The sequence below is a fragment of the Paraburkholderia graminis genome (genome assembly GCF_003330785.1).
Classification (GTDB): domain Bacteria; phylum Pseudomonadota; class Gammaproteobacteria; order Burkholderiales; family Burkholderiaceae; genus Paraburkholderia; species Paraburkholderia graminis.
Map to the genome: position 1 here is coordinate 3,845,984 of NZ_CP024934.1, position 21,281 is coordinate 3,867,264.

The following is a 21,281-nucleotide window of genomic DNA, read 5'->3' on the forward strand; positions in this document are numbered from 1 at the left end:
GTTAGCCCCCAAACGGTTGGGATAAATTGAGTTGAGTGAGTGATACGTCGAGCCGGGCGGACATCATGCGAGGCTCATTGCGCCATGCGCGTTGCGCGATTCGCGGTTCAGCGCCGCCACGTCCACGATCAGCGCGACGCGGCCGTCGCCCAGAATGGTCGCTGCGGAAATGCCGCGCACCTTGCGGTAATTCGTTTCCAGATTCTTCACGACGACCTGCTGCTGTCCCACCAGTTCGTCGATCAGCATCGCAAAGCGGCGCCCCTCGGTCTGCATGATGGTGACGATGCCCTGGGTCGGCTCCTGCTTCGCGCCGTCCACGTTGAACACCTCGTGCAACGCGACGAGCGGCAGATATTCGCCGCGCACGCGCACCACGCGCTCGCCGTTGGCGACCGTGTAGATGTCCTCGGCTTGCGGCTGCAGCGACTCCATCACGAAGTTCAGCGGCAGAATGAAGATCTCGTTGCCGACCTTGACGGACATGCCGTCGAGAATCGCAAGCGTGAGCGGCAAGACGATGCGCGTCGTGCTGCCCTTGCCGGCGTGCGACGTGATTTCCACGTGACCGCCCATCGACTGGATGTTGCGCTTCACCACGTCCATGCCGACGCCGCGGCCGGAGACGTCCGTGACCTGCTCCGCCGTCGAGAAGCCCGGCAGGAAGATGAGGTTCCAGACTTCCTCGTCGGTCATGCTTTCGCTGACCTGCATGCCCTGCTTCGCGGCCTTCGCGAGAATCTTGTCGCGGCGCAGGCCGGCGCCGTCGTCGCTCACTTCGATGACGATGTTGCCGCCATGATGTGCCGCCGACAGAACCAGTTGGCCGGTCGCGTCCTTGCCTGCCGCGCGGCGTGCTTCGACGGTTTCGATGCCGTGGTCGAGGCTGTTGCGCACGAGGTGCGTCAACGGGTCGATGATCCGCTCGATCAGGCTCTTGTCGAGTTCGGTCGCCTGACCGAAGGTGACGAGCTCCACTTCCTTGCCGAGTTTCGCCGCGAGATCGCGCACGAGACGCGGGAAGCGGCTGAACACGTAATCCATCGGCATCATGCGGATCGACATGACGGCTTCCTGCAGATCGCGCGCGTTGCGCTCGAGCTGCGCCATGCCGTTGAACAGGCGATCATGCAGCGCCGGGTCGAACGTGCTGGTGGTTTCCGCCAGCATCGCTTGCGTGATCACCAGTTCGCCGACGAGGTTGATCAACTGATCGACCTTTTCGACGCCGACGCGAATCGAGCTGCCTTCCGCGCCGCCTGCCGCTGCTGCGGGGCGGGCGGCCTTGCGGTCGGAGTCTGCCGCGGCGGCGGGTGCTGCGGCGGCAGAAGCTGCAGGAGCAGCCGCCGGTTTAGCCGCGGCCGGAGCCGGAGCCGGCGCTGCGGCCTTCGCAGGCTCGGCTGCGCGTTCCGCCTGCGCCGGCGCTGCCGCCTGCTGCGCCGGTTCGGCAGCCGCTGAGTGTTGGGTGGCGGCCGAAGCCGCCGGTGCTGCTTGCGCCGGAGACGAGGGCTCAGCGTCGGGCGTTCCAGGTTCGCCTTGCTGAGCACCGTCCGCCGGCGCGGTTCCGCGGCCGATCGAAATCTGACTTTCGTCGATCACGAAGCAGCACACGGCGATGATGTCGTCGGACGTGACATCGGTCTGAAGCCACAGCGTGAGATCGCCGCCGCTCTTGACCTGCCCGACGATGTTGCCCAGGTTGCCCAGCTCTTCGGCGAGCAGTTCCTGGTCCTTCGCATCAACGCCCCGTAGCGTAATTTTCAGATGCGGGCCGGCGGCGTCGTTCGCGTCGCCGGCTCCTTCGGCTTGCCCGGTCTGTGCCGGTTCGCCGTCATTCCATTCGCCCGCCGCCTGCACCGCCTGATCGACGACGTGCTCGGGCGCGCTGCCTTCTTCTACTGTTGCGAATTCTTCGATCGGCGCGGCCACCGCGACTTCGACCGGCGCCGCAGCAGCCGGCGCGGCCATGCCGCGGCTTTCCGCGTGCAACTGCTCGAGCTTCGCGCAGATCGCCTTCGCGACCGCCGCGTCCGGCTCGGCGCTCGCGCGGTAGTCGGCGAGCTGGCCCGAGAGCACGTCCTTGGTTTCGAGGAACGTGTCGATCATGTCCTTGCGCAACACGAGTTCGTTATTGCGCGCACGGTCGAGCAGCGATTCGAGGATGTGAGTCGTTTCCGTCAGCGCGGTAAAGCCGAACGTCGCCGCGCCGCCCTTGATCGAATGCGCCGCGCGGAAGATTGCCGCGAGGTCTTCGGGATCGGGATGCGCGATGTCCAGATTGAGCAGCAACTGCTCCATCTGCGCGAGCAGTTCGTCCGCTTCGTCGAAGAACGTCTGATAGAACTGAGTGATGTCGAGTGTCATGCCTGGGTCACCGCGAGAGTTCCTGTCTAGGCCTGGGCTACCTTGCCGCAGCGTCGAGAGCTTCTATAACTTGCTAGGGTTGCGTTATGCGTGATCTGGCTCGGCCAGAGCCGCGACCAGTTCGGTCAGCAGTTCGGGGTCGAGCGGCTTTTCGATCCAGCCGGTCGCGCCCGCTTCGCGCGCCGCGGCCTTGAACGGCTCGCCCGATTCCGTCGTCAGGACGAGGATGGGCGTGTCCGCATAAGCCGGATTGCCGCGCAGCTCGGCGATCAGATCGAGGCCGGTCTTGCCCGGCATGTGCTGATCGGTGAGCACCAGGTCGAACCGCACGGCGAGCGCGTTTTCGAGCCCTTCCGCGCCGTCGGCCGCGAGCGTCACCTCATAGCCGGCCGCCGTCAGCGTCGCGGAAAGAATCTGCCGCATCGATGCCGAATCGTCGATTGCCAGGATATGCCTGATCATGAAAACCTCGCTGCACTTACGCTGTGAATCGCCTGGCTGTCCGCGCCGCTCTGGCACGGTAACGGCCGGGCGACCGTCTTTCCGTTACTGAGTCGCCGGCGTTGCCGCCGGCACCTTCGGCGCGACCGTCACGGGCGGCGCCAGTTTTTGCAGCAGCGGCTTCGAGCCCGCTGCGTCGTCCGACAAGGTCGTCGTGGTGGAGTCGTCATGGTTGAGCGCCTCCTCGGACTTCCTGTTCAGCACGATGACGCTGATGCGGCGGTTTTCCGGGTCCATCGGGTCCGCCTTGTTCAGGTTCTGCGTCGACGCGAGACCGAGTACGCGCATCACCTTTGCTTCGTCCATCCCACCTGCGATCAGCTCGCGGCGCGACGCATTGGCGCGGTCCGCGGACAGTTCCCAGTTGCTGTAACCCTTCTCGCCGCCCGCGTACTGCGCGGCGTCGGTGTGACCCTGCACGATGATCCGGTTCGGCACGTCGTTCAGCGTGTGGCCGATCTCGCGCAGAATGTCGCGCATGTACGGCTCCACCTGATCTCTCGCGGTCGCGAACATCGGCCGCTTCTGCGAGTCGACGATCTCGATGCGCAAGCCCGTCAGCGTCGAGTCGATGCGAATCTGCTGCTTGAACTGGCGCAGCACCGGATTCGCTTCGATCGCCGCCATCAGCTTCACCTGCAAGTCGTGCAGGCGCACCTGCTCGCGACGCTCCAACTCGCCCTGCAACTGCTTCATCGAGTCTTCGCTGCTCTTCGACACCGTGCGCTCGGCGCGATTGTTCGAACCGTCGGTCGAGCGCGTCACGCCCTGCGCGTCGGTCGAGATATCACGGCCGCCGCCCTTCAGAATGCTCGAGTCTTCCGCGCTGCGGTCGCCGCCCCACAGCGTGATCTTCAACGGCTGGTTGAAGTACTCCGCGATGCCCTTCAACTGCACCGTGGATGCCGAGCTCAGCAGCCACATCAGCAGGAAGAACGCCATCATCGCGGTCATGAAGTCCGCATACGCGAGCTTCCAGGCGCCGCCGTGGTGGCCGGCCTTCTTCGGCGCAGCGCGCTTGACGACAATGGCGCGGTCTTTGTCCTTGCTCATCGGTTCGGTCCCGGCGCCCTTACTTGGCCTTCACGCGGCGCACGTGCTCTTCGAGCTCGGCGAACGACGGACGCTCGGTCGAGAACAGCACCTTGCGGCCGAACTCGACGGCGATCGCCGGTGCATAGCCGTTCAGGCTCGCGAGAATCGTCACCTTGATGCACTGGAACATCTTGGTCGACTCGGTCACGCGCTGTTCGGCGACGCTCGCAAGCGGCCCGATCAGTCCATACGAAAGCAGAATGCCGAGGAAGGTGCCGACCAGCGCCTGCGCAATCATTTCGCCGAGCACGGCAGGCGGCTTGTCGGCGGACGCCATCGTGTGCACCACGCCCATGACCGCGGCCACGATACCGAACGCCGGCATCGCGTCGCCGACCTTGTTCAGCGCATGCGCGGGCGCTTCGCCTTCCTGGTGATGCGTTTCGATCTCTTCGTCCATCAGACTTTCGATCTCGAACGCATTCATGTTGCCGCCCACCATCAGCCGCAGGTAGTCGGTCAGAAACTCGATGATGTGGTGATCGGCGAGAATCTTCGGGTACTGCGTGAAGATCGGACTCTTCGACGGATCGTCGATGTCCGCTTCCAGCGTCAGCGTGCCTTCCTTGCGCGCCTTGGCGAGCAGGACGTAGAGGAGCGCCATCAGCTCCATGTAGACGTCCTTGTTGTACTTCGCGCCCTTGAACAGGGTCGGAATGACGCGCAGCGTTGCCTTGATCGTCTTCATCCCGTTACCGAGGATAAACGCGCCGACGCCTGCGCCGACGATCATCAGCACTTCAACGGGCTGCAACAGCGCGCCGAGATGGCCGCCTTCCAGCGCGTAACCGCCGAAAACGGACAAAAGCGTCACGAGTGTTCCCACGAAAATCAGCACTGCCGAGCCCTCACAAAGAAGCGACGGTGACCGTCGTTAAACTGGTTTACGGCAACACAGCAGAAAACTTTGACGGAAAAGCGGCTTGCCGCGACGGTGTAAACCAGAGGCGGACGCGGTCGGCAAGGCGCCGCTTGCGGCAGGTTTGGCGTTGCGTTGCGCTGGGTTGCGTTGCGCCGGGCGGGCAAGCCGTCGGCATAAGGCGATGAATGGAAGGCCGCGTGGCGGCGGCCGCTGCGGGCGCTACGCGTCGAGCGCCGCGAGGCTCTCGCGGGCGCGGGCGTCGGCGACTTTCTTTGTCTTACCGGCGCGCGATGGCGGCTGGCACAGTCCGCAGACGAACCCATGCTTCGGGTCGTGAGCGTGTGCGACGAAATGTCCGCCGCAGCGGCAGCAGGGCGTGATCTGCAGCATGCCCGAGTCGAAGAATCGCACGAGCGTCCACGCGCGCGTGAGGCTGAGCACGGGTTCGTCGTCGTGCAACTGCACGTGCTCGCGATACAGCCGGTAGCTCTTCACGATCGACTGGATCGTCGCGCAGCCGCCATGATCGGCCATGAAACGGTAGATGTTGTAGAACAGCGAGGAATGAAAGTTCGGCTGCCAGGTCATGAACCAGTCGGTCGAAAACGGCAGCATGCCCTTGGGCGGCGAAACTCCTTTCAGTTCCTTGTACAGCTTGATGAGCCGGTCGCGCGACAGGCTCGTTTCCGCTTCGAGCAGTTGCAAACGCGCGCCGAGTTCGATCAGTTCGATGGCCAGGGTGATTTCCTTGACTTCGAGCACCACACTTTTATATGCCATCCTGCTTGCGTCCCGTCCCGATTGCCTTGCCGAAGCTGCGAAACGCCATTCAGCCGAGCTGCTCGACCGGCTGGCTGGCCATCAGAATCGCGGAATGCGCCTGCGCGACGGCGCTGGACTTGCCCTTGTCCGCGAGTGCGGAGAGCACGGCATGATCGTCGAAACGGAAACGGCACAACACCTGATTGGACGCCGCGAGCTTGACGGTCTGCGCCAACGAGAGGTTGGCGAGCACATCGGCTAGCTGGTCCGAGATCCCCATGCGAAACATGCCCATCGGCTTGTCTTCGCGAAGCAGGCGCTGCGCGAGCAGGAGATAAGACAGGTTGACTTCTCTGATCTCATTGAGCATTTCGCTTGTCGCGCTCATGATTCCCCCGGGGTGTATCTGGCTGGTCAGGCCGTTACGGAAACGTTTGCTCGGACGCGCGCACTTAAACGCACGAATCGGCTCGTTTCTGGTCTTGCGGCCATTGTCGCCAAAGGGGGAGCGAAACAAAATCGGACAGACACCCAGCTTGTTTGACGGATTAATCCGTCATTCGTGTAGGAATTTTTCCTACTTTGCCAGGTTGGGAGAGAAAGGAATGAGACTGCGCGATGCCGCGCGGCAACTCTTTATGCGCGGTGAATACTTAGCGCCCGAGGATTCGGCGTAAATGAACTAAACGGTGAGTTTTGCGGAGCCGCGCCTCGCACCGTACGACGGTGAGCCGGATTATAAGGTCTTTTCACCACTGCGTAATATTTTGTGCGGCGGGAGCGGGCTCGCGGCTCTACAGGGGAACGCGCCGTTTACCAGCGCCGTCGGGAGCTGGGGCTGAAATTGGCCTGTGAGCGCCCAGCGACGGGCGTTGGCGCGTGTAACGTCTCGTGTTTCGCGCTGTAACAACGTTAAGCGTTTGAAAAATAACTCGAATTGGCGCGGCCGATCCCGATAATGAAGCTAAGGGATAACCCGATGCAGATTCGGAGCACCCCCGGGCGGCGGCTTACCGCGCCCAACCGTCCGTCAGGCATTCGCTCCCCGCTCGACTCGAGCGCTGCTGTGCGAAGCCGTGTCAAACAGGAGAAACGCATGCGAATCGCACAAATTGCGCCGTTGTATGAAGCAGTCCCGCCGAAGCTCTACGGTGGCACCGAACGTGTCGTGTCCTACCTCACCGAGGCATTGGTCGACGAGGGCCACGACGTCACGCTGTTCGCGAGCGGCGACTCGGTGACATCGGCGAAGCTCGATGCGTGCTGGCCTCGTGCGCTGCGCCTCGACCCGACGATTCGCGACGCGCTCGCCCCGCACATCCTGATGATGGAAAAGGTGCGCCGGGTCGCGCACGAGTTCGACGTGCTGCACTTTCACCTCGACTACATGCCGTTCCCGCTTTTTTCGACGATGGACACGCCGTTCGTGACCACGCTGCATGGCCGCCTCGACCTGCCCGAGCTGCAGCCGGTGTTCGATGCGTTCCCGGGCGCGCCGGTCATCTCGATTTCGGATTCGCAGCGGGTGCCGCTACCGCAGGCGAACTTCCTGAACACCATCTATCACGGTCTGCCGGAGCAGCTACTCACGCCGCAGACGCACAAGAAGCCGGAATACCTTGCGTTCCTCGGCCGTGTTTGTCCGGAAAAGCGCGTCGATACAGCCATCAAGATCGCTGCACAAAGCGGTTTGCCGCTGAAGATCGCCGCCAAGGTGGACAAGGCCGACCAGGATTACTTCAAGCGCGAGATCGAGCCGCTGCTGTCGCAGGCGCATGTCGAGTTTGTCGGCGAAATCAACGAGGCGCAGAAGCCGGAGTTTCTGTCGGGCGCCAAGGCGCTGCTCTTCCCGATCGACTGGTCCGAGCCGTTCGGCCTCGTCATGATCGAGTCGATGGCCTGCGGCACGCCGGTGATCGCGTTTAACCGCGGCTCGGTGCCCGAAGTGATCGATCATGGCGTGACCGGCTACATCGTCGAGGACGTGCAAGGCGCGGTGGCCGCGCTGCAGCGTCTGGACGAGTTGTCGCGTACGGAAATCCGCGCGCAGTTCGAGCGCCGCTTCAGCTCGAAGACGATGGCGCGCAACTACGTGGACGCGTATTCGGCGCTGATCGAAGCCGCGCGCCGGCCGGTTCTGCGCCAGGTCGCCGTGGGCTGATAACGGCGAGCGCCGCGCGGCCTGTCATGCGCGCGGTGCTTTAAACGGACGAGCGTTCCGTTGCCGATACAACTGATTCGCTACCGGCGCTTTCGATTCATTGAAAACCGCGCACATTTTTCCATGTGAATCGTTTGCGCGGACGATAAGCCGGTCTTATCGCGCTACTTTTAAGAAAAGCCGCCTGGCAAAGGCGGCTTTTTTAATGGCGCCGTGGATGCGCTTCCACATCCGATTAGCACAGTCGAGTAAACACGCAGCGGCGTTGGTCCTTCAATCCGCTTTCGCGTCACTCGCAAGCAACTCAGCTCGCGCCAATCAGAAAACGTTCGCGGTTCTTGCCGACGATCCACTTGGGCGGTTTGCCGCGGCCGCTCCACGTATTACCCGTTTTCGGGTCCTGATATTTAGCCGGCAGCGGCGCCTTCTTGGGCGGACGGCCCCGCTTGGCGGCCACTGCAAAGCCGAGGTCCTGTGCAGTCAGGCCATATTCGGCGATTTTTTGGCGGATGTCGGCTATCACATTGTCAATTTCCGTGCGACGAGCTTCTTCTGCTTGTGCCTGCAATTTGGCGATCTGCGCCTTGAGGTCTGCATATTGAGACATTCCGGTTCTCCCCTTTTAGAACTCATTCGCCTCGCAGACTAACTGTAATTATAAAAATTCGCAATGGATAACATTACCCATTAAGCGAGCTATCTTCTGATAATTATTAAACATAGCTCAATTGTAAAACGGCTTTATCCCGTAATAACTGGTAAAGCCAGCCGGCATTGACGATTCTTGACACTCGATTGGCCACTCTTTCCCTAGAATTGAACGTTCACAGCACGCGCCCGCGCCGGCCGTGCGTTCACGCTCCGTGCTTCCCGAGCGTCAATTATTTTAGGATACCCAAACATGCAGTTGTCAAAGCGCCTTGCCGCCGAGTTGTTCGGCACATTCTGGCTCGTGCTCGGGGGCTGCGGCAGCGCGGTTCTCGCCGCGAACTTCGCCGGTCCGGTGCATGGTCTCGGCATCGGTTTCGTCGGTGTGTCGCTCGCTTTCGGGCTGACGGTGCTGACCATGGCCTTTGCGATCGGACACATTTCGGGCTGCCATCTGAACCCGGCGGTCAGCGTCGGCCTGACGGTGGCCGGCCGCTTCCCGGCTCGCGACCTCCTCCCGTACATCGTCGCGCAGGTGGCGGGCGCGGTGCTGGGCGCCGCGGCGCTCGCGCTCATCGCGTCCGGCAAACCCGGCTTTGACCTCGTTGCGAGCGGCTTCGCGAGCAACGGCTACGGCGACCGCTCGCCGGGCCATTACTCGCTCGTCGCGGCGTTCGCCTGCGAGGCGGTCATGACCGGCTTCTTCCTGTTCGTCATTCTCGGCGCGACCGACAAGCGCGCGCCGGCCGGCTTCGCGCCGATCGCCATCGGCCTGTGTCTGACGCTGATTCACCTGGTTTCGATTCCGGTCACGAACACGTCGGTCAACCCGGCGCGCTCCACTGGCCCGGCGCTGTTCGTCGGCGGTGCTGCGGTGGATCAGTTGTGGCTGTTCTGGATCGCGCCCATCATCGGCGCGGTGGTTGCCGGCCTGGTGTATCCGCTGATCGCGGAAAGCCGTGGCGGCAATGCGCAGAAACTGGCTCTCGACTGATCGAGCCCGGTTGTCTGAGTGAGCAAGGCGGGCGCTGCGGCGCCCGTTTTGTTTTTGGGCTTATGTCGCAACCATTCGATTTGATTAATCCGTTATACAGATGTAAGCCGCGATTACGCGTTGCGCGCCGCGACGCTGCTTCGGCGTAACGGCGGAGCGCTTGTGGCGGCGTTCGAATAGGCCCGCGGCCTGCGCCGACAGCCTTTCCGTCGTCATCACCCGGCGCCAGGCACCGCACGAGCGCAAACTCGCCGGTCCTCAGATCCTGCGGAGTTGCTTGCAGTCCGTAACATCTGGTCGCAGTCCCGGCGGAGTGGATTGCGTAGATTGGACCTGTGCGACAAACATCTGTCGCGTCACAGCAAGCCTCTTGCAGGAGAAAAACATGAAACGCATCGTCACTCAATTGCTGGTTGCCGCGGGCCTTGCAGCAGGCGCATGCGGGGTCGCGCAAGCGCATACGGATCTCAATATCGGCGTCTCGCTCGGCGCGCCGGTCTACACGCGGCCCGCCCCGGTCTATGCAGCGCCGCAACCGGTGTACTACGGCAACGGCGGCTGGGGCCATCGGTACGATCGCGGCGACTACTATCGCGGCGACCACCGTTACGAACGCGGCTGGAACCGGAACGATCGCCATTGGGGTTACGACGACCGCGGCCGCGGCGATCGTGGCGACCACGACGGACGCCGCGGCGGATGGCGCGACTGATTGCGATACTGATGGCGCGACCGATTGCCGGCCCGGAAACGAACGTGACCTGAGCTAGCCGGGCTTCACCGACTGGCCCGCATCCGCGAAAGCAGATGCGGGCCAGTGCCGTTTGCAGCCCGAGGCGCTAGGCCATCAGTTCGTCGTCGATTGAAAAGAGCTTGCGCAAGTGGTGCGCGACGCCCGCTTCGAAGTTATTGCCGATGCGCGGCACGTTGGGCAGGCGCGTGATCAGGTCGGGATTGGCGTTGTTCATCATGAACGGATGGCCGGCTGTTTCGAGCAGGTCGATGTCGTTCATGTTGTCGCCGAAAGCCACGCAGTGCGCGGCATCGACGCCCACGCGCTCGAGCACGATCTGCAGCGCGCGTCCCTTCGACACATTCGACGTCATCACTTCAAGACAGTCCGGCAGCGAGTACGTCACGTAGAGCGCGTCGCCGAATTCGCGCGCGAGGTTCGCGGCCACCTGCGCGAGGTCCGCCGGGTCGCCGATATAAAGCACCTTGGCGATGTCCACGCCGTCGTGCGCCAGCAGTTCGGCCACTTCGTAGGTGAAGCCCGAATCCTGATGAAACTTGAGCAGCTCGGGCGCGTCGCGGTCGATCAGCCACGCCTGATCGGCGAACAGGTTGACGATCACGCGACCGTGCGCGCCGACAATCTCCGGCTGCACGAGGCGTTGCACGATAGCGGGCGGCAGATCGTCGGCGTGGATCACGGTGTTGTCCGGCGCATGGATGCGCGCGCCGTTCGACGTGATCAGATAAGGCTTGATGCCGAGAATGTCGCGAATGCCCGCGACATCGCAGAAATGGCGGCCGGTGGCGATCACAAACTGCACGCCGTCACTTTCGAGCTTGCGCACGGTGGCGACCGTGAAGGGGTCGACCTGGTGATCGGCATTGAGCAGCGTGCCGTCGAGATCCGTGGCGATGACTTTGTACATGGCGAGATGGCAGGCAGCTTGGGAGGCTGTATTTTACCGTCGATGCCTCGGTGTTCGGCTGGCAGGTTGGGCTTCAAGGTTCGGCTTCAAGTTCCACCTCAAAGTTCGGCTCCAAGGTTCGCCTTTAGGGCTCGGCTCCGAGCTTCGGCTCCGCCTCAACCCTCACCCGCCAGCCGCCCAGCTTCCCTTTGCGCCAACCGCAAGCCGCCATGCGCGGAATCCGCCAATGGCTCGCGCAAGCGCGGCTGATAAGCCTGCGGCACGTATTCGCGCAACGGCGCACCAAGCCCGCCGCACAACGCAATCGGCAATCTCGCCGATGGGTCGAGCGCCGCGATCATCTTGCCGATTTCAACGCCCGCCGCGCCGAGCAGCCGCGCGGCAAACGGATGCGTGCGGTGCGCGATCACGACCCGCGCGAGACTCGCGTACGCCGTCTGATTCGCCTCGCAAAGCCACACGGTAAGGGCGTCCCGATCGCTCGCGCCGACGTGCGCAAGCAGCGCCTGCGCGAAGTCGTCGTTGGGGCCGCGGCCGTCGAGCGCGTGCTGCGCATGGACGATGGCGCGCACACCGAGCCAGGCGCCGCTCGCTTCATCACCCGACGGAAAACCGTAGCCGCCCACAATCCGGCATTCGCCGCCCTCATGATCCGCCGCTGCCGCGATGCTGCCCGTGCCGAGCGCGACGATCACGCCGTGGGCGCCCCCGTGCGCGCCGAGCAGTGTCGTGTACGCATCGCTTTCGACGGCGAGTCCGGCCAGCGCGGGCGCCTGCGCGAGAAACGACGCCAGCCAGTCGCGGTTGTTCACGCCCGCGAGGCCGCAACCGAGCACACAGCGCGACCAGCCGAGCGCAACGCCGGCGTTCGCGAATGCCTGCTCGCAGCCGGCCGCAATGGCAAGCCACGCACGTTCGACGCCAAGCCCCAAGCCCGACGGCCCGCTCGCCGCATGCGCCAGTTCGCGCCCCTGCGCGTCGGCGAGCACGACGCGTGTTCCGGTGCCGCCGCCGTCGACGCCGATCAGAAATAGGTCTTTGTTCATCGATTGAAATGCGTTTCTTGCGAAATAGGCATAGCGTGGCAGGTCCTTTTCGATCCGGCAATTGGCCGAATGGCCAGCTTGCGGCGCTCAGGCGTTCGGCTATGCTGGCGAGCGACATCACAACGGGGAGCGCTAAATTGACACAGCGATGCAACTGGGTATCGAGCGAAGCGCTCGCACATTATCACGACGCCGAATGGGGCGTGCCGTCCCGCGACGACCAGCATCTCTTCGAAATGCTCGTGCTCGAAGGCGCGCAGGCCGGCTTGTCGTGGTCCACGATTCTCAACAAGCGGGCCGGCTACCGGCGGGCATTCGCGGACTTCGACATCGACAAGGTTGCGCGCTTCACGCCGGCGCAGGTCGAGAGGCTCGTCGTGGACGAAAGCATTGTGCGCCATCGCGGCAAGATCGAATCCGCCATCACGAATGCGCGCGCCGTGCAGCAGATTCAGGCGGAGCATGGGTCGTTCGCCAACTTCATCTGGTCTTTCGTCGATAACACGCCGATCCAGAACGAATGGGCATCGTACAAGGAGGCGCCGGCATCGACAGAAGTATCGGATGCGCTCAGCAAGGCGCTAAAACGCTACGGCTGCAAGTTCGTGGGCTCGACCATCTGCTATGCGTTCATGCAGGCGGTCGGCATGGTCAACGATCACGAGGCAACTTGCATGTGCCGCGCCAGGTGTGCAGCGCTCGGCAAGAAGGGACGCGCGCGTAAGGCCGGTTGAGGTTGGGGCGTTCAATCGGCGACTCGTATGGTCGCTGGGGCTGGCGGACCTCACGCCTGATTGCGACGGCCCTCTCGCAACAGTCCCCTTGCGAGATCATCACACGCCCGTCCGCATCAGCTATCCGGTAAAGCCCTGCTGTGCTTATCGCCGGTGCCGGCCGTTATACGGTTATGAGCGGTCACAAGCAGCAGTGACCGCTGCGTTCGCCGCCGCAACGCCGGCGCAAAGCGCTCCTCGGACTCGCGCGAATCTTCGAATTGAGGACGTTTCGCGATGCTAGTCGGGGTTTCGCCAGCGAACGCAAGCGGGATACTGGAATCAGCCGCTCAATAACGAGTAACGACCGCGTCGCATAGCGAAACCATCATGAAAACTCTTACCTTCCTCACCCATCAGGACATTTTCGACCAGGCCGTCAGCCATCTCTTCGGGCAAAAGCGCGCGGCGCTCCTGCCGCGCGGAGGCGGCGCTTACCGCGGCTATTGCGGCGGCTGCCCAGTCGGCAACTTCATCAAACTGCGCGATTACATGACGGCCATGGAAGGCGTGCCCGTGCGCTATATCGGCAAAACGCCCGTCGCGGCGCCCGCTTACATGGACGCCGGCATCGCCGCTCTGCGCAAGGCGCTGCTGCGGTCGCGCATCAATGTGTACGATCAGGAGACGATCGATCTGCTTAGCTGCCTGCAAAACGTGCACGATGTGTTCGGCACGTGGGAATGGGATGACCGCTTGAATTCGATTGCACGCCAGTTCGGTCTGTCGGCGCACATGCTGAAGAACGCGGCTTAACGCTACAAGGCGCGCGCCGCAGCCCGCGCCAACTCGCGAGGCAACCTGGCGCCCATAAAGCAAAACGGCGATGTGGCTTCTTTCGAAGCTCACACCGCCGTTCTGACCGTGCTGAAAAAGCGTGCTTAGTGCAGCTTCTTCGGCAGCATCTGGCTGCGCAGGCGCTTGTGCAGGCGCTTCACAGCAGCAGCCTTCTTGCGCTTACGTGCCGTGGTCGGCTTTTCGTACGATTGGCGCTCACGCAGTTCTGCGATCAGGCCGTTCTTTTCGATTGCGCGACGAAAGCGGCGAATCGCCACTTCGAACGGCTCGTTTTCTTTCAGAAGAATCGTCGTCATGTAATTCCTAACTCAATCACTTGATAGGGGTTAATTGCGTGGCGGGGAAACCGCTCACGCGCCGGCCCTCCGGTCGTTTCGATTCATGGCCAGTAACAGGCAAACGCGGGAAGAACCCGGCCAAACCACGAATGAAACGAGAGGCAAAGCGGCCACGGAGGCCGGAAAAGAGAGGTGTGGAGCTCACCGCGGAACGCGGACAGACGTATTGCAAAGCCGCGCCTGCTGCCGTTTCGCCAAACCTTCCATCAACGAAAAGACGATGACGAAACAGGCAAAGATCTCAATTCACTCCCGATGATATCAGGAAACTGTCCATCGTACCAGGGGTTTAGGGATTACGCCAGGCCGCCGCGGCAGTTCACGCGCTCGCGTCGTCCAGTTCCCGGATGTCGCTGCCCGTCAGCGTCAGATGAACAGCGGCGACGAGGCTCTCCAGTTGCCGCAGCGACGTCGCGCTCGCAATCGGCGCGGTCACGCTCGGCCGGGCGATCAGCCACGCCAGCGCGACGCTGGCCGGCGTACTGGCGTGCCGCGCCGCGACCCGGTCGAGCGCACCGAGGATTCGCAGGCCGCGCTCATTCAGATACTTCTCGACGCGGCTTCCGCGCGCCTTGTCGGCAAGATCTTCCTTCGAGCGATATTTCCCGGAGAAAAATCCGCTCGCGAGACTCCAGTACACGACCACGCCGAGCTGATAGGCGAGCGCCACCGGCTCCAGATCGGTCTCATATCCGGCGCGATCGTACAGGTTGTACTCCGGCTGCAACACCTGATATTCCGGCAGCCCATACTGACGGGAAAGCGCCAGCGCTTCTTCGACACGCGCGCCGCTGTAGTTCGACGCGCCGATCATCCGCACCTTGCCCGCCTCGATCAGCCGCTGATACGCGCCGAGCGTCTCGGCAAGCGGCGTCGCGGTGTCGTCGTCGTGGGAAAAATAGACGTCGATGTAATCGGTCTGCAAGCGCCGCAGCGAATCTTCGACGGCTGCCTGAATGTTCGCGGCCGAGAGCCCCTTGCGCTGCGGATGCTTCGACACTTTGGTCGCGAGCACGATCCTGTCGCGCTTGCCGCTACGCTGCAACCACTTGCCGATGATCGCCTCCGACTCACCGCCGTGATTGCCGGGCGCCCACGCGGAATACACGTCGGCCGTGTCGATGAAGTCCAGCCCGGCGTCGACGAACGCGTCGAGAATCGAAAACGAAGTCGCTTCGTCGGCGGTCCAGCCGAATACATTGCCGCCGAACATAAGCGGCGCGACTTGCAATTCAGAGTGTCCAATGCGGCGCTTTTGCATGATTTCTCCCGGCTTTATCGCAAGAGAAAAAGAGGATACGCCGCCTTTTCAAATCCCGCAGCGCGCCTGGCGGATCGGCCTCAAACGCTTGTCCGGCGCGGCCCGCGCGCCCGATCAGGCGAGCCAATCGGTGTGCGATTACAGAAAGTTCCTCAAGTTTTTTTTAGGAGGGCCGTCAACCTTCACTGAGGCGGCCAGCAATGAACGAAGCTTCCGCCGATGCCAATATGGCGTATTGGGCTCAGGCTTATTTAGGAGATTTTCCATGCTCGGAATCAATAGCAATATCAACTCGCTGGTTGCACAGCAAAACCTCAGCGGCTCGCAAAGCGCCCTGTCGCAAGCCATCACCCGCCTGTCGTCGGGCAAGCGCATCAACAGCGCGGCTGACGATGCAGCAGGTCTGGCGATTTCGACCCGTATGCAAACCCAGATCAACGGTCTGGGCCAGGGCGTGTCGAACGCGAACGACGGCGTGTCGCTGATTCAGACGGCGTCGAGCGCGCTGTCCTCGCTGACTTCCAGCCTGCAACGTATCCGTACGCTGGCTGTGCAGGCTTCGACCGGCACGATGTCGTCGTCGGACCAGGCAGCGCTGCAGAAGGAAGTTGCGCAGCAAATCCAGGAAGTGAACCGTATCGCGTCGCAAACGACGTACAACGGCACGAACATTCTGGACGGCTCGGCTGGTATCGTCGGCTTCCAGGTTGGCGCGAACGTCGGTCAGACGATCAACCTCGACCTGTCGAAGAGCATGTCGGCCGCTAGCCTCGGCAGCGGTTCGCTGGCAACCGGCCAACTGGCTGGCACGATCAGCAACCTGAACATCGACGCAGCGACGGGCGCAGCAGCAACGTCGACGCCGAGCGCGAACATCATCACGTCGATCAACGTGCTGTCGGACGGTCATGGTGGCTTCAGCTTCACCGACCAGAACGGTTCGGCGATCAGCTCGGCAGCCGCTAGCACGATTTTCTCGGCAGGCGCACAGACGAACGCTACGCTGGGCGCTCCGGTCACGACGCTGACGATGAACACGGCTGCATACGACCAGACGAACGCAGCGCTGGACAAGTCGGTCCTCGCCGCAACGGCACAGATCGGCGCAGTCAACGCGTCGAACACGTCGGTGTCGAAGCTGGACATCAGCACGGTCAGCGGCGCGAATGTGGCAATGGTCGCAATCGACAACGCCTTGACCGCAGTCAGCAACCTGCAAGCAAGTCTCGGTGCAGCACAGAACCGTTTCAGCGCGATTGCAACGTCGCAGCAAGCTGAAGCAACCGACCTGTCGTCGGCACAATCGCAGATCACCGACGCGAACTTCGCGCAGGAAACTGCTAACCTCTCGAAGGCTCAAGTGCTGCAACAAGCTGGTATCTCGGTTCTGGCGCAAGCCAACTCGCAGCCGCAGCAAGTTCTGAAGCTGCTCCAGTAATAGCTTCTGAAGTTTGACCGGACCTCGCGCTTCACCGCGCGTTGTCCGGTTTTTAGCGTTTCGATGGAAGGCTCGCCTTCCATCCAGCATTTCTGTTACGCCCCTTACGCATCACAACGGACGCACGGAGCATTTTCATGTCAACGATTACGAGTTCATCGGCGGCGAGCGCGGCATCAGCGACTGTCGCAGCCGACAATGCAGCCCTGCAGCAGGCCATGCAGTCGGTCATCACGGGCGCGACGGGCAATTCGTCGCTGGACGTGTCGACGCTCGTCACGGCTCTCGTAAATTCGAAGACTGCCGGCCAGGTTGCCGCGTTGACGGCGCAACAAAGCTCGGACAACACCCAGATTTCCGCATTCGGCACGCTTTCGGCCGCGCTTGGCGCGCTGGAAACGGGCCTCACTTCGCTGTCCAACGGCGGACTCCAGAATACTTTTACCGCGACCTTGAGCGGCGGCACCGGCATCACCGCGACTGCCACTACGGGCGCGGTCGCCGGCAGCTACAGCGTCGCGGTCTCGCAGGTCGCGGCGTCGCAGGCGCTGTCGTCGTCGGCTTTCACGGCTAGCCAGGCGCTCGGTACGGGCACGCTGTCGCTGTCGCTCGGCAGCAAGTCGTTTGACGTGTCGATCACGAGCAGCAACAACACCGTTGCCGGCATCGCCGCCGCAATCAACAGCGCGACCGGCAACCCGGGCATTACGGCGACTGTCGTGAACGGCACCGACGGCGCCCACCTCGTGCTCGCGTCGAGCACGACCGGCGCGTCCAATACGATCAGCGTGGCGGTCAGCAACCTGAGCGGCGACAACGGTCTGTCGAGCCTCGGCGTGACGTCGACGGCCAGCACGACGGGCGGCCAGTCGACCATCACGTCGGCCAACAACGCGAGCGCGTGGACACAAAGCACGGCTGCACAAGACGCCGAGTTCAAGATCAACGGCATTGCCGCGTCGAGCTCGACCAACTCGGTCACGAGCGCGATCGCAGGCGTGACGCTGAACCTGACGTCGGCCGCGGTGACGACCCCCGCGACCACGCAAACGCTGACGGTTGCCGCGGACACCACCTCGCAGGCCAGCGCGATCAACAACTTCGTGTCGCTCTACAACACGGTCGTGACGACCATGGGCACGCTCGCGCAATACACGCAGGGCGCGACGACGCAGGGTCCGTTGCTCGGCGATTCCACGCTCAACACGATCAAGAACGCGCTTTCGTCGATTGTCGCGAGCGGCGTGAAGAACGGCGGCACGTCGCAGAGCCTCGGCTCGATCGGTATCTCGCTGCAAGCCGACGGCACGCTGCAGGTGGATAGCGCGGCGCTCACCAACGCATTGCAGAACAACTCGTCGACGGTGGCCTCGCTGTTCAATTCGACCAACGGCATCGGCGCGCAGTTAAGCACCAGCATCACCAATTTCACGAAGACAGGCGGCATGATCGACGTGCGGACCACCGCGCTGAACTCCGACCTGAAGAGCATCCAGACACAACAGACGAGCCTGAACGACTACATTGCGCAGCTGACGAGCCAATACTCGGCGCAGTTCACGGCGCTCAACACGTTGATGGCGACGATGAACAACAACTCGCAGTACCTGACGCAACTGTTCGGCGGCACGAACAGCGCCGGCGCACTCGCGACCAACAAGTAACGTCACGGAGAACGCACATGGAGTCCTCTGCCCTGATCGGGAAAGTGCTGGCGCTGACCGGCGAGATCGAGCAAGCGGCCGCGCTGGCCGACTGGCCCGAAGCCGCGCGGCTCGCCGAAATCCGCTCGCCGCTGATCATGTCGCTTGACGCGCAGCAGGTGCAAGGCTCGCTCGACGTGATCCGTTCGATCGTCGCGCGCGACGCAGCGCTTTACGCCAACGCGCAAACCACGCAAGTGGAATTGCAGGCCGAATTCACGGCCGCGATGCGCCGCGCGAGCGCCGTCGACAAGTATCAGAAAACGGCGTTGCTGTAAGCCGATAAGCGGCGCAAAGACGCCTTAACCGTATAACCAACAACAACTGCGCACCGGAGTAAAGCTGCGCTCGTTGCACCCTCGCCCGCCTTGCGCGGGCGTTTCTTTTTGTGCTTCGTAATCAGGTGAATTGGTGGCCATTTTGCCGTCACTTCCACCCTTCACGGCGCGAATTCGGACTTGATAATCCAACGTACAGCTTCCTCGTGCGAGCATCATGTCCATCCAATTCCAGTTCCCGACGTCCCAGCCTCTCACTCCTGAACAGCAGCGCGCTCAGGACATCGCTCTCGTCATGCAGAGCGCCATCGAGCAATATCACAAGGGTGAGATCGACGACGCGCGCGCGCTGTTCGAAGCCATTCTCGAGGCCATGCCGGAGCATCCGGACGCGAACTACAACCTCGGCGTGATCAAGGTCCAGACGAACCGCGCCGCCGAAGCCGTTCCGCACTTCGAAGTCGCGCTAGGCGTGAGACCGTCCAACGGACAGTATTGGGTCGCCTATATCAATGCGCTGTTCGAAAGCAATCAGTTAGCAGCCGCATGGACCGCGGTGGAGCTGGCACAACAGCAGGGCGTTCAAGGCCCCGCGATGAATAGCCTGATTCATCAGTTGGCGCAGCCGGAAAAGCGGATGGAAATCAAAGTCAATGCGCATCCGGACGCTGTGCAAGACGTGAATCTGGTCATCGGCGAAGCGGCCGAGGAGCCGGCAAAAATCGCGCGCGTACCGTTGAGCGCGGCTCAGCATCGTGCAGCATCGGCCGCGGAAATTCAAAAGCACAACGCGCTGGTGCACAAGGGCAATTTCCCGGAAGCCATCAAGCTCGCTCGCAAGCTGACCGCTCGCTACCCGAAAGACATCCAGAGTTGGCGTGCGCTCTCCATTTCGCTTCACAAGAACAATCAATTCCGCGAAGTACTCGAAGCGTCGCGCAAAGGCGTGGAGCTGGATCCCACTGACATGATTTGCCGGTTACTGCTCGCCGATACATCGCGCCACACCGGCGCGCTGGACGAAGCCGAACGGCACGCACGGCAACTTATCGCCATTGCGCCGGATCACGCAGAGGCACATCGGATTCTCGGCGTCACGCTGGTCGCGCTTGGACGGCGCGCCGAGGCGATTGCGTCATGCATGCGAGCCGCACAGCTTGCACCGCGCTCGGCTTCTGTACACAGTTCGCTGGGCAACGTGTATCTCGGCATCGGCGCTATCGCGGAAGCCGAAGCCGCGCTGCGCACCGCGCTTGAAATCGAGCCGGCCAATAGCAACGCACGCACGAATTTGCTGTTCTGCCTGACGCACAGCAATACGATCGGCAAGGCCGCGTTCCTTAAGGAACACAGGGTATTCGGGGAAATGCACGACGTTCCCGCCATCGTTGCGAGCCGCCGTTACACCAATCGACGTGATCCCGAGCGCAAGCTGCGCATCGCTTTCGTTTCCGGCGACTTTTGCAATCATGCGGCGGCTTACTATCTTCTGCCTGTCGTGCAGCATTTGACCCATGACCCCGAGCTATCGCTTCACTTCTATTACACCTTTGGGGTGAATGACCACCTTACCGAGAAGCTTCGCGCATACGCCGACTCGTGGCACGCGGTGGCCGATCTTAGCGATGCGGCGCTGAGCAGGAAGATTGCCGATGACGGCATCGATATTGTCATCGATCTTTCGGGGCATACGGCGCATTCGCGAATCATTGCGCTCGCACACAAGCCCGCGCCTATTCAGGCGTCGTGGATCGGCTATCCAGCCACCACCGGAATGACCGCATTCGATTACTACCTGTCGGATCGGTTCATCACCCCTCCCGCGCAATTCGAGGATCAGTTCGTCGAAAAACTGGCGCTGCTGCCCGCGATCGCTCCGTTCATGCCGCCGCCGAACTGCCCGCCCGTGAATGCGTTGCCCGCACTTCATAAAGGCTATGTCACGTACGGCAGCTTCAACCGGCTGAACAAGCTGAGTCAGGAAGTTATCGCACTCTGGAGCGTCATTCTGCGCGCCGAACCGTCCTCGCGAATGGTGATTGGCGCGATCTCAAGCAAGCTGGACGAGCCGACATATCTGGAATGGTTCGCCGCCGAAGGCATCACCGCGGACCGGCTGACGTTTTGCCCGCGCGGGTCGCTGCCTCTTTACATGCAGCAGCACCACCAGGTCGACCTCTGCCTCGATACGTTCCCCTACACGGGCTCGACCACGACGCTCAACGCGCTATGGATGGGTGTCCCAACGATCACGATGCCCGGCATATCGATGCCGAGCCGCGGAGGCGCCTGCTGGCTCGAGCACGTTGGACTCGAACAGTTCATCGTGCGCGACAAGGAAGAATTTGTCCGCAAGAGTCTCGAGTTGACTCGCGATCTGGACGCGCTCAACGAACTTCGAATCGGCATGCGCGAGCGCTGCCTGAACTCCGTTCCATTCCAGCCGGAGAAGGTCGCGGCGGGTCTGTCGATTGCGCTGCGCACCATGTGGAAGCGTTGGTGCGCGGACCAAACGCCTACCGCCTTCGAAGCGACCTTGCCGGCTGACTGGTCCCCGTCGCCCGCTGCGCTTTCGACGGACGCGGTGATCTAGCGAGC

At 62.4% G+C, this 21,281-nt stretch carries 20 protein-coding genes; 9 read left to right on the plus strand and 11 right to left on the minus strand.

The genetic code is table 11. The features are described from left to right. Positions 1 to 63: 63 nt before the first annotated feature. From cheA to flhD, 6 genes are all read right to left on the minus strand, one after another. Positions 64 to 2,364 carry a chemotaxis protein CheA gene (gene cheA, locus CUJ91_RS17345; protein WP_114156561.1) on the minus strand — a complete coding sequence of 767 codons (2,301 nt, stop codon included), beginning with the start codon at positions 2,362 to 2,364 and terminating at the stop codon, positions 64 to 66. Positions 2,365 to 2,448: 84 nt separating this feature from the next. Further along, entirely contained in the window at positions 2,449 to 2,826 is a 378-nt protein-coding gene (locus tag CUJ91_RS17350; protein WP_006050897.1) for a response regulator, read from the minus strand. An 84-nt stretch (positions 2,827 to 2,910) separates the two neighbouring features. Further along, positions 2,911 to 3,918, minus strand: coding sequence for a flagellar motor protein MotB (gene motB / locus CUJ91_RS17355; protein ID WP_006050896.1), 1,008 nt, complete (start codon positions 3,916 to 3,918; stop codon positions 2,911 to 2,913). A gap of 19 nt (positions 3,919 to 3,937) precedes the next feature. Further along, positions 3,938 to 4,798: a flagellar motor stator protein MotA gene (motA, locus tag CUJ91_RS17360; RefSeq protein WP_006050895.1), complete on the minus strand. Its 861-nt coding sequence runs from the start codon at positions 4,796 to 4,798 to the stop codon at positions 3,938 to 3,940. A 243-nt stretch (positions 4,799 to 5,041) separates the two neighbouring features. Then, positions 5,042 to 5,602, minus strand: a complete 561-nt coding sequence (gene flhC / locus CUJ91_RS17365; RefSeq protein WP_006050894.1) for a flagellar transcriptional regulator FlhC — start codon at positions 5,600 to 5,602, stop codon at positions 5,042 to 5,044. A 49-nt stretch (positions 5,603 to 5,651) separates the two neighbouring features. Continuing rightward, entirely contained in the window at positions 5,652 to 5,972 is a 321-nt protein-coding gene (gene flhD / locus CUJ91_RS17370; protein ID WP_006050893.1) for a flagellar transcriptional regulator FlhD, read from the minus strand. A gap of 708 nt (positions 5,973 to 6,680) precedes the next feature. Between flhD and CUJ91_RS17375 the strand changes: the two genes are divergently transcribed. Beyond that, complete coding sequence (locus CUJ91_RS17375) at positions 6,681 to 7,745, plus strand: glycosyltransferase family 4 protein (RefSeq protein ID WP_006050892.1); 1,065 nt, start codon at positions 6,681 to 6,683, stop codon at positions 7,743 to 7,745. A gap of 304 nt (positions 7,746 to 8,049) precedes the next feature. On the opposite strand, the gene CUJ91_RS17380 is transcribed toward CUJ91_RS17375, so the two are convergent. Beyond that, on the minus strand, positions 8,050 to 8,352 hold the full coding sequence (locus CUJ91_RS17380; RefSeq protein WP_006050891.1) for an H-NS histone family protein: 303 nt from the start codon (positions 8,350 to 8,352) through the stop codon (positions 8,050 to 8,052). Positions 8,353 to 8,646: 294 nt separating this feature from the next. Here CUJ91_RS17380 and aqpZ point away from each other — a divergent pair, with 294 nt between their 5' ends. Together aqpZ and CUJ91_RS17390 are read left to right on the plus strand one after the other, a co-directional pair. Further along, positions 8,647 to 9,387: an aquaporin Z gene (gene aqpZ / locus CUJ91_RS17385; protein WP_114156562.1), complete on the plus strand. Its 741-nt coding sequence runs from the start codon at positions 8,647 to 8,649 to the stop codon at positions 9,385 to 9,387. A gap of 385 nt (positions 9,388 to 9,772) precedes the next feature. Next, the gene (locus tag CUJ91_RS17390; RefSeq protein WP_006050889.1) at positions 9,773 to 10,099 is read left to right on the plus strand and encodes a PXPV repeat protein; all 327 of its coding nucleotides are present in this window, start codon (positions 9,773 to 9,775) and stop codon (positions 10,097 to 10,099) included. A gap of 127 nt (positions 10,100 to 10,226) precedes the next feature. Here CUJ91_RS17390 and CUJ91_RS17395 read toward each other — a convergent pair whose 3' ends face one another. Further along, positions 10,227 to 11,048, minus strand: coding sequence for a Cof-type HAD-IIB family hydrolase (locus CUJ91_RS17395; RefSeq protein ID WP_114156563.1), 822 nt, complete (start codon positions 11,046 to 11,048; stop codon positions 10,227 to 10,229). 155 nt (positions 11,049 to 11,203) lie between these two features. Next, a complete protein-coding gene (locus tag CUJ91_RS17400; protein WP_114156564.1) occupies positions 11,204 to 12,094 on the minus strand; it encodes a glucosamine kinase nucleotide-binding domain-containing protein in 891 nt (296 codons plus the stop codon). A 101-nt stretch (positions 12,095 to 12,195) separates the two neighbouring features. Here CUJ91_RS17400 and CUJ91_RS17405 point away from each other — a divergent pair, with 101 nt between their 5' ends. Next, positions 12,196 to 12,828 carry a DNA-3-methyladenine glycosylase I gene (locus CUJ91_RS17405; protein ID WP_114156565.1) on the plus strand — a complete coding sequence of 211 codons (633 nt, stop codon included), beginning with the start codon at positions 12,196 to 12,198 and terminating at the stop codon, positions 12,826 to 12,828. A gap of 369 nt (positions 12,829 to 13,197) precedes the next feature. After that, positions 13,198 to 13,623 (plus strand): hypothetical protein, encoded by a 426-nt coding sequence (locus CUJ91_RS17410; protein ID WP_006050884.1) that lies wholly within the window; start codon positions 13,198 to 13,200, stop codon positions 13,621 to 13,623. Positions 13,624 to 13,748: 125 nt separating this feature from the next. On the opposite strand, the gene rpsU is transcribed toward CUJ91_RS17410, so the two are convergent. Together rpsU and CUJ91_RS17420 are read right to left on the minus strand one after the other, a co-directional pair. Next, positions 13,749 to 13,961, minus strand: coding sequence for a 30S ribosomal protein S21 (gene rpsU, locus CUJ91_RS17415; RefSeq protein ID WP_006050883.1), 213 nt, complete (start codon positions 13,959 to 13,961; stop codon positions 13,749 to 13,751). Between the two features lie 361 nt (positions 13,962 to 14,322). Continuing rightward, positions 14,323 to 15,264 carry an aldo/keto reductase gene (locus tag CUJ91_RS17420; protein WP_114156566.1) on the minus strand — a complete coding sequence of 314 codons (942 nt, stop codon included), beginning with the start codon at positions 15,262 to 15,264 and terminating at the stop codon, positions 14,323 to 14,325. A gap of 265 nt (positions 15,265 to 15,529) precedes the next feature. Here CUJ91_RS17420 and CUJ91_RS17425 point away from each other — a divergent pair, with 265 nt between their 5' ends. The 4 genes from CUJ91_RS17425 to CUJ91_RS17440 all read left to right on the plus strand — a co-directional run bounded on the left by CUJ91_RS17425 (position 15,530) and on the right by CUJ91_RS17440 (position 21,276). Beyond that, complete coding sequence (locus CUJ91_RS17425) at positions 15,530 to 16,702, plus strand: flagellin (RefSeq protein ID WP_006050881.1); 1,173 nt, start codon at positions 15,530 to 15,532, stop codon at positions 16,700 to 16,702. Between the two features lie 137 nt (positions 16,703 to 16,839). Then, the gene (gene fliD / locus CUJ91_RS17430) at positions 16,840 to 18,366 is read left to right on the plus strand and encodes a flagellar filament capping protein FliD (RefSeq protein ID WP_114156567.1); all 1,527 of its coding nucleotides are present in this window, start codon (positions 16,840 to 16,842) and stop codon (positions 18,364 to 18,366) included. A gap of 17 nt (positions 18,367 to 18,383) precedes the next feature. Continuing rightward, positions 18,384 to 18,683: a flagellar protein FliT gene (locus tag CUJ91_RS17435; protein WP_006050879.1), complete on the plus strand. Its 300-nt coding sequence runs from the start codon at positions 18,384 to 18,386 to the stop codon at positions 18,681 to 18,683. 217 nt (positions 18,684 to 18,900) lie between these two features. Next, the gene (locus tag CUJ91_RS17440) at positions 18,901 to 21,276 is read left to right on the plus strand and encodes a tetratricopeptide repeat protein (RefSeq protein ID WP_114156568.1); all 2,376 of its coding nucleotides are present in this window, start codon (positions 18,901 to 18,903) and stop codon (positions 21,274 to 21,276) included. Positions 21,277 to 21,281 lie beyond the last annotated feature (5 nt).